The organism is Pseudomonas sp. B1(2018), assembly GCF_003097365.1.
GTDB lineage: Bacteria > Pseudomonadota > Gammaproteobacteria > Pseudomonadales > Pseudomonadaceae > Aquipseudomonas > Aquipseudomonas laurylsulfatiphila.
Genome location: NZ_PYUK01000002.1, coordinates 422,349 through 437,332, shown reverse-complemented (window position 1 = coordinate 437,332; position 14,984 = coordinate 422,349). Strand labels below are relative to the sequence as shown.

The 14,984-nt window shown below is 57.6% G+C and carries 15 protein-coding genes; all 15 read left to right on the top strand.

The window, feature by feature from the left end; translation table 11 throughout:
- Window positions 1–53: 53 nt before the first annotated feature.
- The 15 genes from mnmE to glmU all read left to right on the top strand — a co-directional run bounded on the left by mnmE (window position 54) and on the right by glmU (window position 14,958).
- The gene (mnmE, locus tag C9422_RS04490) at window positions 54–1,424 is read left to right on the top strand and encodes a tRNA uridine-5-carboxymethylaminomethyl(34) synthesis GTPase MnmE (protein ID WP_116579828.1); all 1,371 of its coding nucleotides are present in this window, start codon (window positions 54–56) and stop codon (window positions 1,422–1,424) included.
- A gap of 551 nt (window positions 1,425–1,975) precedes the next feature.
- Entirely contained in the window at window positions 1,976–3,874 is a 1,899-nt protein-coding gene (gene mnmG / locus C9422_RS04480) for a tRNA uridine-5-carboxymethylaminomethyl(34) synthesis enzyme MnmG (protein ID WP_116579893.1), read from the top strand.
- Entirely contained in the window at window positions 3,871–4,515 is a 645-nt protein-coding gene (rsmG, locus tag C9422_RS04475; protein WP_007969895.1) for a 16S rRNA (guanine(527)-N(7))-methyltransferase RsmG, read from the top strand. The genes mnmG and rsmG overlap by 4 nt, the downstream gene beginning before the upstream one ends.
- Window positions 4,516–4,533: 18 nt before the next feature.
- Complete coding sequence (locus C9422_RS04470; RefSeq protein ID WP_007969897.1) at window positions 4,534–5,331, top strand: ParA family protein; 798 nt, start codon at window positions 4,534–4,536, stop codon at window positions 5,329–5,331.
- A 9-nt stretch (window positions 5,332–5,340) separates the two neighbouring features.
- Window positions 5,341–6,213, top strand: coding sequence for a ParB/RepB/Spo0J family partition protein (locus tag C9422_RS04465; RefSeq protein ID WP_102700984.1), 873 nt, complete (start codon window positions 5,341–5,343; stop codon window positions 6,211–6,213).
- Between the two features lie 148 nt (window positions 6,214–6,361).
- Window positions 6,362–6,769: a F0F1 ATP synthase subunit I gene (locus C9422_RS04460; RefSeq protein WP_007969901.1), complete on the top strand. Its 408-nt coding sequence runs from the start codon at window positions 6,362–6,364 to the stop codon at window positions 6,767–6,769.
- 16 nt (window positions 6,770–6,785) lie between these two features.
- The gene (atpB, locus tag C9422_RS04455) at window positions 6,786–7,655 is read left to right on the top strand and encodes a F0F1 ATP synthase subunit A (RefSeq protein WP_104450363.1); all 870 of its coding nucleotides are present in this window, start codon (window positions 6,786–6,788) and stop codon (window positions 7,653–7,655) included.
- Window positions 7,656–7,789: 134 nt separating this feature from the next.
- Window positions 7,790–8,047 (top strand): F0F1 ATP synthase subunit C, encoded by a 258-nt coding sequence (gene atpE / locus C9422_RS04450; protein ID WP_003097235.1) that lies wholly within the window; start codon window positions 7,790–7,792, stop codon window positions 8,045–8,047.
- A 58-nt stretch (window positions 8,048–8,105) separates the two neighbouring features.
- Window positions 8,106–8,576 carry a F0F1 ATP synthase subunit B gene (locus C9422_RS04445; protein ID WP_007969903.1) on the top strand — a complete coding sequence of 157 codons (471 nt, stop codon included), beginning with the start codon at window positions 8,106–8,108 and terminating at the stop codon, window positions 8,574–8,576.
- 12 nt (window positions 8,577–8,588) lie between these two features.
- A complete protein-coding gene (locus C9422_RS04440; protein ID WP_007985049.1) occupies window positions 8,589–9,125 on the top strand; it encodes a F0F1 ATP synthase subunit delta in 537 nt (178 codons plus the stop codon).
- A 21-nt stretch (window positions 9,126–9,146) separates the two neighbouring features.
- Window positions 9,147–10,691 (top strand): F0F1 ATP synthase subunit alpha, encoded by a 1,545-nt coding sequence (gene atpA, locus C9422_RS04435; protein ID WP_007969905.1) that lies wholly within the window; start codon window positions 9,147–9,149, stop codon window positions 10,689–10,691.
- Between the two features lie 50 nt (window positions 10,692–10,741).
- Window positions 10,742–11,602: a F0F1 ATP synthase subunit gamma gene (gene atpG / locus C9422_RS04430; RefSeq protein ID WP_007934344.1), complete on the top strand. Its 861-nt coding sequence runs from the start codon at window positions 10,742–10,744 to the stop codon at window positions 11,600–11,602.
- A gap of 27 nt (window positions 11,603–11,629) precedes the next feature.
- Window positions 11,630–13,006, top strand: a complete 1,377-nt coding sequence (gene atpD / locus C9422_RS04425) for a F0F1 ATP synthase subunit beta (RefSeq protein WP_007969907.1) — start codon at window positions 11,630–11,632, stop codon at window positions 13,004–13,006.
- A 45-nt stretch (window positions 13,007–13,051) separates the two neighbouring features.
- Complete coding sequence (locus tag C9422_RS04420; RefSeq protein ID WP_007969909.1) at window positions 13,052–13,477, top strand: F0F1 ATP synthase subunit epsilon; 426 nt, start codon at window positions 13,052–13,054, stop codon at window positions 13,475–13,477.
- A 113-nt stretch (window positions 13,478–13,590) separates the two neighbouring features.
- Window positions 13,591–14,958, top strand: coding sequence for a bifunctional UDP-N-acetylglucosamine diphosphorylase/glucosamine-1-phosphate N-acetyltransferase GlmU (glmU, locus tag C9422_RS04415; protein WP_116579827.1), 1,368 nt, complete (start codon window positions 13,591–13,593; stop codon window positions 14,956–14,958).
- Window positions 14,959–14,984 lie beyond the last annotated feature (26 nt).

Genomic DNA, 14,984 nt, shown 5'->3' with positions numbered 1-14,984 from the left:
CGCCCCCTAGTGGGGCGTTTTGCTATCTGTCACTTTTGTCTGGATACCGGTTTATGAGCGTTCCTCGTGAAACCATCGCCGCCGTCGCCACCGCTCAAGGTCGTGGCGGTGTAGGCATCGTGCGTATTTCCGGGCCGTTGGCCAGCGTTGCGGCCAAGGCTTTCAGTGGTCGCGAGCTCAAGCCGCGATTTGCCCACTATGGTCCGTTTTTCAGTGAACACGATGAGGTACTGGACCAGGGCATCGCGCTGTATTTTCCGGGGCCAAACTCGTTTACCGGCGAGGATGTGCTGGAACTCCAGGGGCATGGTGGCCCGATCGTTCTGGATATGTTGCTCAAGCGCTGCCTGGAACTGGGTTGCCGGCTTGCCCGGCCGGGGGAGTTCAGCGAGCGCGCGTTCCTCAACGACAAGCTTGACCTCGCCCAGGCCGAGGCAATTGCCGACCTGATTGAAGCCAGTTCTGCCCAGGCTGCGCGAAACGCACTGCGCTCCCTGCAGGGGGCTTTCTCGTCACGTGTGCATAACCTCACCGAACAACTGATCGGCCTGCGCATCTATGTCGAAGCGGCCATCGATTTCCCGGAAGAGGAAATCGACTTCCTCGCCGATGGCCATGTCCTGAGCATGCTCGACAAAGTGCGCGACGAGTTATCCACTGTCATGCGCGAAGCCGGGCAGGGTGCCTTGCTGCGTGATGGCATGACCGTGGTCATTGCCGGTCGTCCGAATGCCGGTAAATCCAGCTTGCTCAATGCACTGGCCGGGCGTGAAGCGGCGATCGTGACTGAAATCGCCGGCACCACCCGGGACGTACTTCGTGAACATATCCACATCGATGGCATGCCGCTGCATGTGGTGGATACCGCCGGTCTGCGCGATACCGATGACCATGTGGAAAAAATCGGCGTCGAACGTGCCCTGAAAGCCATCGGTGAAGCGGATCGGGTACTGCTGGTGGTCGACGCCACCGCGCCGGAAGCCCTCGATCCGTTCGCACTGTGGCCGGAATTTCTCGAAACCCGTCCCGATCCCGCGAAAGTTACCCTGATTCGCAACAAGGCCGACCTTACGGGCGAAGCCATTGCCCTGGAGATCAGCGACGACGGCCACGTCACCATCAGCCTGAGCGCCAGGTCCGGAGGTGCCGGTCTGGAACTGCTGCGTGATCACCTCAAGGCCTGCATGGGCTACGAGCAAACGTCCGAAAGCAGCTTCAGTGCTCGCCGGCGTCACCTGGAGGCGCTACGTCATGCCAGTGCTGCCCTCGAGCATGGTCGTGCCCAGTTGACCCTGGCCGGTGCTGGCGAGTTGTTGGCCGAGGATCTGCGCCAGGCTCAGCAGTCGCTGGGAGAAATCACCGGCGCCTTCAGCTCTGACGACCTGTTGGGGCGAATTTTCTCCAGCTTCTGTATCGGCAAGTAGCCCTCCTGCTGTTCACAGACAGGCCGTTCGTGCCTGTCTGCTCTCTCTTTTTCTGAATAAACCCTTCCAGTGCCGAGCGGACTTTGTCTGCTTGAGCGGAATTCTCGAGCCTGAATTTCGGGAAAGCGACACTTTTCTGTGGATTAAGCCCTGTGAATAACCGCCGCTAAGGTCAGTTGATAACAGGGCCAGAAAACTGAACATAACCGCCTCTGTGGATAACCACCCCTTTCATCCACAGGCTTACACCGGTTATCCAAGGGCCTCATTGGCACATGAACACAGGGTTTTGAATCGCTGTACATATTGAAAATAAAGGCCTGTAGCGATCTATCCACAGAAAGGCAGGTGCATAGAAATAAACATAAAAACAAAGATTTAATAAATTTCTCTCTTTTTAATTTCTATAACTCTGACTTTTCCACAGCTGGTTAAATTTTGTGCAAAGGGTTCTTTAGGAAGGGCGAAGTCCCTATACTTGTCGACCAGGTCCAAAAACCTGAGCTCAAACTATTCCTGAATTACCTACTTAAGCAGGCACGAGGTGCGTGGTGGATTTCCCTTCCCGTTTTGAAGTGATCGTCATCGGCGGCGGTCATGCCGGTACCGAGGCAGCACTGGCCTCAGCACGTATGGGGGTGAAAACCCTGTTGCTGACGCATAACGTGGAAACCCTCGGTGCCATGAGTTGCAACCCGGCCATTGGCGGGATCGGCAAAAGCCACCTGGTCAAGGAAATCGACGCCCTCGGCGGCGCGATGGCCATGGCTACCGATAAAGGCGGCATCCAGTTTCGCGTGTTGAACAGCCGCAAAGGCCCGGCCGTGCGTGCAACCCGTGCACAGGCAGACCGGATTCTGTACAAGGCCGCTGTCCGCGAAATCCTGGAGAACCAGCCGAACCTGTGGATATTTCAACAGGCCGCCGATGACCTGATCGTCGAGCAGGAACAAGTGCGCGGCGTAGTGACCCAGATGGGCCTGCGTTTCCTCGCCGACTCGGTGGTATTGACCACCGGCACCTTCCTCGGCGGACTTATCCACATTGGATTGCAGAATTTCTCCGGCGGCCGTGCCGGTGATCCACCGTCGATTGCCCTGGCTCACCGTCTGCGTGAATTGCCTTTGCGGGTCGGCCGCCTGAAGACCGGTACGCCGCCGCGTATCGACGCCCGTTCCGTGGATTTCTCGGTGATGACCGAGCAGGCCGGCGATACGCCGATCCCGGTGATGTCGTTCATGGGTTCCAAAGAGCAGCATCCACGGCAGATCAGTTGCTGGATTACCCACACCAACGCCCGTACCCACGAAATCATTGCGGCCAACCTCGACCGTTCGCCGATGTATTCCGATGCAGGCGAGATCGAAGGCATCGGCCCGCGTTACTGCCCGTCGATCGAAGACAAGATTCACCGCTTTGCCGACAAGGAAAGCCACCAGGTCTTCATCGAACCGGAAGGTTTGACCACGAACGAGCTGTACCCGAACGGGATATCCACATCCTTGCCTTTCGACGTGCAATTGCAGATCGTGCAATCGATCCGCGGTATGGAAAACGCACACATCGTGCGTCCTGGCTACGCCATCGAGTACGACTATTTCGATCCGCGCGACCTGAAGTACAGCCTGGAAACCAAAGTGATCGGCGGTCTGTTCTTCGCCGGGCAAATCAACGGCACCACCGGTTACGAAGAAGCCGGCGCCCAGGGTTTGCTCGCCGGAACCAACGCGGCACTGCGCGCGCAGGGCAAAGATGCCTGGTGCCCGCGTCGCGACGAGGCCTATATCGGCGTGTTGGTCGATGACCTGATTACCCTCGGCACCCAAGAGCCGTACCGGATGTTCACCTCCCGCGCCGAGTACCGTTTGATCCTGCGCGAAGACAACGCCGACCTGCGCTTGACCGAAAAAGGCCGCGAACTGGGCCTGGTGGATGACGCGCGTTGGGCGGCTTTCTGCAAAAAACGCGAGAGCATCGAACTGGAAGAGCAGCGCCTGAAAAGCACCTGGGTTCGCCCGGGCACTGAACAGGGCGATGCGATTGCCGAAAAATTCGGCACGCCGCTGACCCATGAATACAACCTGCTGAATCTCTTGAGCCGTCCGGAAATCGACTACGCTGGTCTGATCTCAGTGACCGGTGGCGGTGCAGAAGATCCACAAGTCGCCGAACAGGTCGAAATCAAGACCAAGTACGCCGGCTACATCGATCGTCAACAGGATGAAATCGCCCGCCTGCGCGCCAGCGAAGACACCAAACTGCCTGTGGATATCGATTACACGAATATTTCCGGTCTCTCCAAAGAGATCCAGAGCAAGCTCGGTGCGACCCGCCCTGAAACCTTGGGCCAGGCTTCGCGTATCCCGGGCGTAACGCCAGCAGCCATTTCGCTGTTGATGATTCATTTGAAAAAACGCGGCGCGGGCCGTCAGTTGGAGCAAAGCGCTTGAGTTCGTTGGTCACTTCGCAACATGCAGAAGAGTTATCCACAGGTGCCCGCCAGCTTGGCGTCACACTGACAGAAACCCAGCACGCGCAACTGCTGGGTTATCTGGCCCTGTTGATCAAATGGAACAAGGCTTACAACCTCACCGCCGTGCGTGATCCGGACGAAATGGTCTCCCGTCACCTGCTCGACAGTCTGAGCGTGATGTCATTCATCGAAAACGGACGCTGGCTCGACGTCGGCAGTGGCGGCGGCATGCCCGGCATTCCGCTGGCTATCCTGTTTCCCGAGTCCCAGGTGACGTGCCTGGACAGCAACGGCAAGAAAACCCGCTTCCTGACCCAGGTCAAACTCGAACTCAAACTGGATAACCTGCAAGTTATCCACAGTCGCGTCGAAGCGTTCCAGCCTGCCCAACCCTTCAACGGGATCATTTCCCGGGCGTTCAGCAGCATGGAAAACTTCAGCAACTGGACTCGCCACCTCGGCGATAGCGAAACACGCTGGCTGGCAATGAAGGGCGTTCATCCGGCCGATGAGCTGGTAGCATTGCCGGCAGACTTCCACCTCGATAGCGAACACGCCCTGGCCGTACCTGGTTGCCAAGGCCAACGCCATCTGCTGATACTGCGCCGCACGGCATGATTGGGAACACAAGCAAGAATGGCTAAGGTATTCGCGATAGCGAACCAAAAAGGTGGCGTGGGCAAAACCACCACCTGCATCAACCTCGCAGCATCCCTGGTCGCGACCAAGCGTCGGGTGCTGTTGATCGACCTCGATCCACAGGGCAACGCCACCATGGGTAGCGGTGTGGATAAACATGGCCTGGAAAACTCGGTCTACGACCTGTTGATCGGCGAGTGCGACCTGGCCCAGGCCATGCACTTCTCCGAACACGGTGGTTACCAGCTGTTGCCGGCCAACCGCGACCTGACCGCGGCCGAAGTGGTGCTGCTGGAAATGCAGATGAAGGAAAGCCGTCTGCGCAGTGCGCTGGCGCCGATCCGGGAAAACTACGATTACATCCTGATCGACTGCCCGCCGTCGCTGTCGATGCTGACCTTGAACGCACTGGTTGCCGCCGATGGGGTCATTATCCCCATGCAGTGCGAGTACTTCGCACTCGAAGGCTTGAGCGACCTTGTGGATAACATCAAGCGTATCGCTGAACTGCTCAATCCGAACCTCAAGGTCGAAGGCCTGCTGCGGACGATGTACGACCCGCGCCTGAGCCTGATGAACGATGTCTCGGCGCAGCTCAAGGAACACTTCGGCGAACAGCTCTACGACACCGTCATTCCGCGCAACATCCGTCTGGCCGAAGCGCCAAGCTACGGCATGCCGGCGCTGGCGTACGACAAAGCGTCGCGAGGTGCCGTTGCCTATCTGGCATTGGCGGGCGAAATGGTTCGTCGTCAACGCAAAAACTCACGCATCGCCGCCGCTCAGGCAACTTAAGGAATCCCCATGGCCGTCAAGAAACGAGGTCTCGGACGTGGACTGGATGCTCTGTTGAGTGGTCCGACTGTCAGCTCGCTGGAAGAACAAGCGGCGCAAGCCGATCAGCGTGAGCTGCAACACCTTCCCCTGGATCTGCTCCAGCGCGGCAAATACCAGCCGCGCCGTGACATGGACCCGCAGGCGCTGGAAGAATTGGCGCAGTCGATCAGGGCCCAGGGCGTCATGCAGCCCATCGTGGTGCGCCCGATCGGCAGCGGTCGTTTTGAAATCATTGCGGGCGAACGTCGCTGGCGCGCCAGCCAGCAGGCCGGGCAGGAAACCATCCCGGCGATGGTTCGCGATGTACCCGATGAAACCGCGATCGCCATCGCCCTGATCGAGAACATCCAGCGCGAAGACCTGAACCCGATTGAAGAGGCGGTGGCCCTGCAGCGTTTGCAGCAGGAGTTCCAGCTGACCCAGCAACAGGTGGCCGAAGCCGTGGGCAAGTCCCGGGTGACCGTGGCCAACCTGCTGCGCCTGATTTCCTTGCCGGAAGTCATCAAGACCATGCTGTCCCACGGCGACCTGGAAATGGGTCATGCCCGTGCTTTGCTCGGTTTGCCGGAAAATCAACAGGTTGAAGGGGCGCGACATGTTGTCGCACGCGGGCTGACCGTGCGCCAGACTGAGGCACTGGTTCGCCAGTGGTTGAGTGGCAAACCGGAGCCTGTTGAACCTGCAAAACCGGACCCGGATATCGCCCGCCTCGAACAGCGCCTGGCCGAGCGCCTAGGCTCTGCGGTGCAGATCCGCCACGGTAAGAAGGGTAAAGGGCAGTTGGTGATCGGCTACAACTCCCTGGATGAACTCCAAGGTGTGCTCGCACATATTCGCTGAAACATTTCCTCATGTAGCGCGTAGTCGGAAATCACTACCTGACAGTTGAATAGGGGCAGAACCGCCCCTATACTCTGCGCGCATTTTGTCGGCACAAATTATGCCAAGTTATTGAATTCTGGCAGCCGACCATTGGAGAGCAAAAGTGATGGAAACCCGCACGCCAAACCGCTTGCCCTTCCATCGCCTGGCAGTTTTTCCGGTGTTAATGGCTCAATTTGTCGTTTTGCTCATCGCTGCTTTGGCGCTCTGGCAATGGCGGGGAGTCGTTGCCGGGTACTCGGGACTTTGCGGAGGCCTGATAGCCTTGCTGCCCAATGTTTATTTCGCTCACAGGGCATTTCGGTTTTCCGGCGCCCGAGCAGCCCAGTCCATCGTCCGGTCTTTTTATGCCGGCGAGGCAGGCAAACTGATTTTGACGGCAGTGCTATTTGCACTGGTGTTTGCAGGTGTGAAGCCATTGGCGCCGATTGCAGTATTCGGTGTCTTCGTGCTGACTCAGTCAGTCAGCTGGTTCGCTCCCCTGCTGATGAGAACAAGACTTTCGAGACCTTAGGGCGTTTGAGGCAACCATGGCAGAAACAACCGCTTCGGGCTATATCCAGCACCACTTGCAGAACCTGACCTTCGGTCAGCTCCCTACCGGCGGCTGGGGCTTTGCCCACACCGCAGCAGAAGCCAAGGAAATGGGCTTCTGGGCTTTCCACGTCGATACGCTCGGCTGGTCGGTCGCATTGGGTCTGATCTTCGTTCTTCTTTTCCGCATGGCGGCAAAGAAGGCGACTTCCGGTCAGCCTGGTGCTTTGCAGAACTTCGTTGAAGTACTGGTCGAATTCGTCGATGGCAGCGTGAAAGACAGCTTCCATGGCCGTAGCCCGGTGATTGCACCGCTGGCACTGACCATCTTCGTCTGGGTGTTCCTGATGAACGCCGTCGACCTGGTACCGGTCGACTGGATTCCTCAACTGGCCATCCTGATCTCCGGCGACCACCACATCCCGTTCCGTGCCGTGTCGACCACCGACCCGAACGCGACCTTGGGCATGGCGTTCTCGGTTTTCGCACTGATCATTTTCTACAGCATCAAGGTCAAGGGCCTCGGCGGCTTCATCGGCGAGCTGACCCTGCACCCGTTCGGCAGCAAGAACATCTTCGTTCAGGCCCTGCTGATCCCGGTGAACTTCCTGCTGGAATTCGTGACCCTGATCGCCAAGCCGATCTCCCTGGCTCTGCGTCTGTTCGGCAACATGTATGCCGGCGAACTGGTCTTCATCCTGATTGCTGTGATGTTCGGCAGCGGTCTGCTCTGGCTCAGCGGCCTGGGCGTCGTTCTGCAGTGGGCGTGGGCTGTGTTCCACATCCTGATCATCACCCTGCAGGCGTTCATCTTCATGATGTTGACCATCGTCTACCTGTCGATGGCGCACGAAGAAAACCATTAAGACCAGTCTCGACTAGTCTGATGTCCTTCCCGGTCAAACGGGAAGGGGCTCTTCACGGGGCCTCTGAAACGATTTGTTTTACCGCTTTAAATTAAAAAAACCTAAACCATACGACGTAAAAGTCGGGAGGAAAGATGGAAACTGTAGTTGGTCTAACCGCTATCGCTGTTGCACTGTTGATCGGCCTGGGCGCACTGGGTACCGCAATTGGTTTCGGCCTGCTGGGCGGCAAGTTCCTGGAAGGCGCAGCGCGTCAGCCAGAAATGGTTCCAATGCTGCAAGTTAAAATGTTCATCGTTGCCGGTCTGCTCGACGCCGTAACCATGATCGGTGTTGGTATCGCTCTGTTCTTCACCTTTGCGAACCCGTTCGTTGGTCAGATCGCTGGCTAATTACTCGGATCTTCCGGGTAATTTGGTGTGATGGACAACGTAACTGCGAGGTGTTGGCGTGAACATTAATGCGACCCTGATTGGCCAGTCCGTTGCGTTCCTGATTTTTGTACTGTTCTGCATGAAGTTCGTATGGCCTCCGGTCATCACGGCTCTGCACGAACGTCAAAAGAAGATCGCTGATGGTCTGGACGCTGCCAGCCGAGCAGCTCGCGACCTGGAGTTGGCCCAAGAGAAAGCGGGTCAGCAACTGCGCGAAGCGAAAGCTCAGGCAGCTGAAATCATCGAGCAAGCCAAGAAACGCGGTACCCAGATTGTCGACGAAGCCCGTGAACAGGCTCGCGTCGAAGCTGACCGTGTGAAGGCTCAGGCTCAGGCCGAGATCGAACAGGAACTGAACAGCGTCAAAGACGCGCTGCGCGCCCAAGTGGGTAGCCTGGCCGTTGGCGGTGCTTCGAAGATCCTGGGCAAAGCAATCGATCAAAACGCGCACGCAGAGCTGGTTAACCAACTGGCTGCTGAAATCTAAGCGAGGGCGATCATGGCAGAACTGACCACGTTGGCCCGACCTTACGCTAAGGCGGCCTTCGAGCACGCTCAGGCCCACCAGCAACTGGCCAATTGGTCAGCCATGCTCGGCCTGGCAGCAGCGGTGTCGGAAGACGACACCATGCAGCGCGTGCTCAAGGCCCCGCGACTGACGAGCGCAGAAAAGGCCGCCACGTTCATTGACGTGTGCGGCGACAAGTTTGATGTAAAGGCACAGAACTTCATTCACGTCGTTGCCGAAAACGACCGTCTCCCGCTGTTGCCGGAGATCGCCGCTCTGTTCGACCTGTACAAGGCCGAGCAAGAGAAATCGGTAGACGTTGAAGTGACCAGTGCCTTCGCATTGAACCAAGAACAGCAAGACAAACTCGCCAAGGTTCTCAGTGCACGACTCAACCGGGAAGTGCGCCTGCAAGTCGAGGAAGATTCATCCCTTATTGGGGGTGTTGTCATCCGCGCCGGCGACCTGGTTATCGATGGCTCGATTCGCGGCAAAATCGCGAAACTTGCCGAAGCATTGAAATCTTGAGTTTGAAGGGGCAGCAGAGCAATGCAGCAACTCAATCCTTCCGAAATAAGTGAAATTATCAAGGGCCGCATCGACAAGCTCGATGTGACCTCCCAAGCCCGTAACGAAGGCACTGTCGTCAGCGTATCTGACGGCATCGTGCGGATTCACGGTCTGGCCGACGTAATGTACGGCGAGATGATCGAGTTTCCGGGCGGCGTCTTCGGCATGGCCCTCAACCTGGAGCAAGACTCTGTAGGTGCCGTTGTATTGGGCGCATACCAGACTCTGGCTGAAGGCATGAGCGCCAAGTGCACTGGCCGCATCCTGGAAGTTCCGGTTGGTAAGGAACTGCTGGGTCGCGTAGTCGACGCACTGGGTAACCCAGTTGACGGCAAAGGTCCGCTGAACAACACCGAGACCGACGCGGTCGAGAAAGTTGCTCCAGGCGTGATCTGGCGTAAGTCGGTAGACCAGCCTGTACAGACTGGCTACAAGGCTGTCGATGCCATGATCCCTGTCGGCCGTGGCCAGCGTGAGCTGATCATCGGTGACCGTCAGATCGGTAAAACCGCTCTGGCGATCGACGCGATCATCAACCAGAAAGACAGCGGCATTTTCTGCGTATACGTAGCGATCGGTCAGAAACAATCGACCATCGCCAACGTTGTTCGCAAGCTGGAAGAAAACGGTGCACTGGCTAACACCATCATCGTTGCAGCGAGCGCTTCGGAATCTGCAGCACTGCAGTTCCTGGCTCCGTACTCCGGTTGCACCATGGGCGAATACTTCCGCGACCGCGGTGAAGACGCGCTGATCGTTTATGACGATCTGTCCAAGCAAGCAGTGGCTTACCGCCAGATTTCCCTGCTGCTGCGCCGTCCACCAGGCCGTGAAGCTTACCCAGGCGACGTGTTCTATCTCCACTCCCGTCTGCTGGAGCGCGCATCCCGCGTTTCGGAAGAGTACGTAGAGAAGTTCACCAACGGCGCAGTGACCGGCAAAACCGGTTCCCTGACCGCACTGCCGATCATCGAAACCCAGGCTGGCGACGTTTCCGCGTTCGTTCCGACCAACGTGATTTCCATCACCGACGGTCAGATCTTCCTGGAATCGGCCATGTTCAACTCGGGCATCCGCCCTGCAGTGAACGCCGGTGTTTCGGTATCCCGTGTGGGTGGTGCCGCTCAGACCAAGATCATCAAGAAGCTGTCCGGTGGTATCCGTACCGCTCTGGCTCAGTACCGTGAACTGGCGGCATTCGCCCAGTTCGCTTCTGACCTGGACGAAGCGACCCGTAAGCAACTTGAGCATGGTCAGCGCGTTACCGAGCTGATGAAGCAGAAGCAATACGCGCCAATGTCGATCGCCGACATGTCGCTGTCGCTGTATGCCGCTGAGCGTGGGTTCCTGACCGACGTTGAAATCGCCAAGATCGGCAGCTTCGAACAAGCGCTGATTGCTTACTTCAACCGCGATCACGCCGACTTGATGGCGAAGATCAACGTGAAGGGTGACTTCAATGACGAAATCGATGGCGGCCTGAAAGCCGGTATCGAGAAGTTCAAGGCCACCCAAACCTGGTAAGCCGCAGCGGGAGCCTAGCGGCTCCCGCTTGCTAACCTGATAGGTGTTACATGGCAGGCGCAAAAGAGATTCGCAGTAAGATTGCGAGCATCAAAAGCACGCAAAAGATTACCAGCGCCATGGAAAAAGTGGCGGTCAGCAAAATGCGCAAGGCACAAATGCGCATGGCTGCTAGCCGTCCTTATGCGGAGCGCATCCGCCAGGTTATTGGTCATCTGGCCAACGCTAACCCGGAATATCGCCACCCGTTCATGATCGACCGTGAAGTAAAGCGCGTCGGTTATGTCGTAGTGAGCAGTGACCGTGGTCTGTGTGGTGGCTTGAACACCAACCTGTTCAAGGCTTTGGTCAAGGACATGGCGGTAAACCGCGAAAACGGCGTCGAGATCGATCTGTGTGTAGTTGGTAGCAAGGGTGCGGCTTTCTTCCGCAACTTCGGCGGTAACGTCGTTGCAGCTATCAGCCACCTGGGTGAAGAGCCGTCGATCAATGATCTGATCGGCAGCGTCAAGGTGATGCTGGATGCCTACCTGGACGGCCGTATTGACCGCCTGTCCGTGGTGTCCAACAAGTTCATCAACACCATGACACAACAGCCTACCGTGGAGCAGTTGATTCCACTGGTGGCAACCCCGGATCAAGAACTCAAGCACCACTGGGACTATCTCTACGAACCGGATGCCAAGGAGCTGCTCGACGGCTTGATGGTCCGTTACGTGGAGTCGCAGGTCTACCAGGCGGTGGTCGAGAACAATGCGGCTGAACAAGCTGCGCGGATGATCGCGATGAAGAACGCTACCGACAACGCCGGTGATTTGATCAGCGATTTGCAGCTGGTCTACAACAAGGCGCGTCAGGCTGCGATCACCCAAGAGATCTCGGAAATCGTCGGCGGCGCTGCCGCGGTTTAACGGTTCAAATATTCAGAGGATCCAGCTATGAGTAGCGGACGTATCGTTCAAATCATCGGCGCCGTTATCGACGTGGAATTCCCACGCGACAGCGTACCGAGCATCTACGACGCCTTGAAAGTTCAAGGCGCCGAAACCACTCTGGAAGTTCAGCAGCAGCTGGGCGACGGCGTGGTTCGTACCATTGCGATGGGCTCCACCGAAGGCTTGAAGCGCGGTCTGGACGTCAACAACACTGGCGCAGCCATCTCCGTACCGGTCGGTAAAGCGACCCTGGGCCGGATCATGGACGTACTGGGCAACCCGATCGACGAAGCTGGCCCGATCGGCGAAGAAGAGCGTTGGGGCATTCACCGTCCTGCGCCAACCTTCGCTGAACAAGCCGGTGGCAACGAGCTGCTGGAAACAGGCATCAAGGTTATCGACCTGGTTTGCCCGTTCGCCAAGGGTGGTAAAGTCGGTCTGTTCGGTGGTGCCGGTGTAGGCAAGACCGTAAACATGATGGAACTGATCCGTAACATCGCCATCGAGCACAGCGGTTATTCCGTGTTCGCCGGTGTGGGTGAGCGTACTCGTGAGGGTAACGACTTCTACCACGAGATGAAGGACTCCAACGTTCTGGACAAAGTGGCACTGGTTTACGGTCAGATGAACGAGCCGCCGGGAAACCGTCTGCGCGTAGCACTGACCGGCCTGACCATGGCCGAGAAGTTCCGTGACGAAGGTAACGACGTTCTGCTGTTCGTCGACAACATCTATCGTTACACCCTGGCCGGTACTGAAGTATCCGCACTGCTGGGCCGTATGCCTTCGGCAGTAGGTTACCAGCCGACCCTGGCTGAAGAGATGGGCGTGCTGCAAGAGCGCATCACTTCGACCAAGCAAGGTTCGATTACTTCGATCCAGGCGGTATACGTACCAGCGGACGACTTGACCGACCCGTCGCCAGCGACCACCTTCGCCCACTTGGACGCCACCGTCGTTCTGTCCCGTGACATCGCTTCCCTGGGTATCTACCCGGCGGTAGACCCACTGGACTCGACTTCGCGTCAGCTGGACCCGAACGTGATCGGCAACGACCACTACGAAACCGCTCGCGGTGTTCAGTACGTGCTGCAGCGTTACAAAGAACTGAAGGACATCATTGCGATCCTGGGTATGGACGAGCTGTCGGAAGCTGACAAGCAGTTGGTAAACCGTGCTCGTAAGATCCAGCGTTTCTTGTCGCAGCCGTTCTTCGTGGCTGAAGTCTTCACCGGTGCATCGGGTAAATACGTTTCCCTGAAAGACACCATTGCTGGCTTCAAAGGCATCCTCAACGGTGACTACGACCACCTGCCAGAACAAGCGTTCTACATGGTTGGCGGCATCGAAGAAGCGATCGAGAAAGCCAAGAAACTGTAATCCCGGCGCCCGGCAACGGGCGCTAATTTAGGTTGAGGCAATCAGATGGCTATGACAGTCCATTGCGATATCGTCAGCGCGGAAGGGGAAATCTTTTCCGGTCTGGTCGAGATGGTGATTGCGCACGGTGCACTGGGTGATCTTGGTATCGCCCTGGGTCACGCGCCGCTGATCACTAATCTGAAGCCAGGTCCGATCCGCCTGGTCAAGCAGGGCGGGGAAGAGGAGGTGTATTACATCTCCGGTGGTTTCCTCGAGGTTCAGCCGAACATGGTCAAGGTACTTGCCGACACCGTGCAACGTGCTGCCGATCTGGATGAAGCCTCCGCTCAGGAAGCCGTTAAGGCTGCCGAGAAGGCCTTGCATGAACGTGGCGCTGAATTCGATTACGGTTCTGCTGCCGCACGTCTGGCCGAGGCTGCAGCCCAGCTGCGCACCGTCCAGCAGATCCGCAAGAAGTTCGGCCACTAAGGTTGCGCTTGTTGTGCGATTGATTAAAAAGGGTAGCCTCGGCTACCCTTTTTTCTTTTCCGATTTTTACAACCTGGTCGCAGCCGCTGACCACCCAGGATTGGTAGCCAGTCATGTCTCTTGAAATCGTTATCCTCGCTGCTGGCCAAGGCACGCGCATGCGTTCCGCTTTGCCGAAAGTTTTGCACCCGATTGCCGGCAACTCCATGCTCGGCCATGTTATCCACAGCGCCCGGCAACTTGATCCACAACGCATTCACGTGGTGATCGGCCATGGCGCCGATGCCGTACGCGAACGCCTGGCGGCGGATGATCTGAACTTCGTCCTGCAGGATAAGCAACTGGGTACCGGTCACGCCGTCGCTCAAGCCGTGCCGTTCATTCAATCCGACAACGTGCTGGTGCTTTATGGCGATGTGCCGTTGATCGAAGTCGATACCCTGCAACGTCTGCTCAAGCAGGTGGGGCCAGAGCAATTGGCCTTGCTGACCGTCGAACTGGATGACCCGACCGGTTACGGCCGCATTGTTCGTGATGTGCAGGGCAAGGTCACGGCGATTGTCGAGCAGAAAGATACCAATGAAGCCGAGCGCAAAATCACCGAAGGCAATACCGGCATTCTGGCGCTGCCTTTTGCCCGTCTTGGCGACTGGATGAGCCGTCTCTCCAATAACAACGCCCAGGGCGAGTATTACCTGACCGACATCATTGCCATGGCCGTGAGCGATGGTCTGGTGGTGGCCACCGAGCAACCGCACGACGCCATGGAAGTGCAGGGCGCCAACGATCGCAAGCAGCTTTCCGAACTGGAACGGCATTATCAATTGCGCGCCGGTCGTCGTTTGATGGCTCAAGGTGTGACGCTGCGTGACCCGGCTCGTTTCGACATTCGCGGTGACGTCACGGTTGGCCGCGACGTGCTGATCGACATCAACGTGATCCTCGAAGGCAAGGTCGTCATCGAAGACGACGTGGTGATCGGCCCGAACTGTGTGATCAAGGACAGCACCCTGCGCAAAGGCGTGGTCATCAAGGCCAACAGCCATATCGAAGGTGCCATCCTGGGTGAAGCCAGCGATGCCGGTCCGTTCGCTCGTTTGCGTCCAGGTACCGTGCTGGAAGCCCGCGCGCATGTGGGTAACTTCGTCGAGTTGAAAAACGCGCACCTGGGCGAGGGCGCCAAGGCCGGTCACCTGACTTATCTGGGCGATGCCGAGATCGGCGCGCGCACCAACATTGGTGCCGGCACCATCACCTGCAACTACGATGGTGTGAACAAGTGGAAAACCGTGTTGGGTGAAGATGTGTTCATTGGCTCCAACAACTCGTTGGTGGCGCCTGTGGATATCCTCGACGGTGCGACCACCGCGGCTGGTTCGACCATTACGTCGACTGTGGATAAATCCCAGTTGGCTATCGGGCGAGCGCGCCAGAAGAACATCGATGGCTGGAAGCGGCCGGAGAAGGTCAAGAAGGGCTGAGTTATCCACAGACCTTTGAAATCAAA

Bases quoted from the DNA above. Each gene is read 5' to 3' on its own strand.
- C9422_RS04470 (WP_007969897.1), top strand. From the start codon at position 4,534: ATGGCTAAGGTATTCGCGATAGCGAACCAAAAAGGTGGCGTGGGCAAA.
- C9422_RS04465 (WP_102700984.1), top strand. From the start codon at position 5,341: ATGGCCGTCAAGAAACGAGGTCTCGGACGTGGACTGGATGCTCTGTTG.
- atpB (WP_104450363.1), top strand. From the start codon at position 6,786: ATGGCAGAAACAACCGCTTCGGGCTATATCCAGCACCACTTGCAGAAC.
- atpG (WP_007934344.1), top strand. From the start codon at position 10,742: ATGGCAGGCGCAAAAGAGATTCGCAGTAAGATTGCGAGCATCAAAAGC.
- mnmE (WP_116579828.1), top strand. From the start codon at position 54: ATGAGCGTTCCTCGTGAAACCATCGCCGCCGTCGCCACCGCTCAAGGT.
- atpE (WP_003097235.1), top strand. From the start codon at position 7,790: ATGGAAACTGTAGTTGGTCTAACCGCTATCGCTGTTGCACTGTTGATC.
- glmU (WP_116579827.1), top strand. From the start codon at position 13,591: ATGTCTCTTGAAATCGTTATCCTCGCTGCTGGCCAAGGCACGCGCATG.
- C9422_RS04460 (WP_007969901.1), top strand. From the start codon at position 6,362: ATGGAAACCCGCACGCCAAACCGCTTGCCCTTCCATCGCCTGGCAGTT.
- C9422_RS04420 (WP_007969909.1), top strand. From the start codon at position 13,052: ATGGCTATGACAGTCCATTGCGATATCGTCAGCGCGGAAGGGGAAATC.
- C9422_RS04440 (WP_007985049.1), top strand. From the start codon at position 8,589: ATGGCAGAACTGACCACGTTGGCCCGACCTTACGCTAAGGCGGCCTTC.
- atpD (WP_007969907.1), top strand. From the start codon at position 11,630: ATGAGTAGCGGACGTATCGTTCAAATCATCGGCGCCGTTATCGACGTG.
- atpA (WP_007969905.1), top strand. From the start codon at position 9,147: ATGCAGCAACTCAATCCTTCCGAAATAAGTGAAATTATCAAGGGCCGC.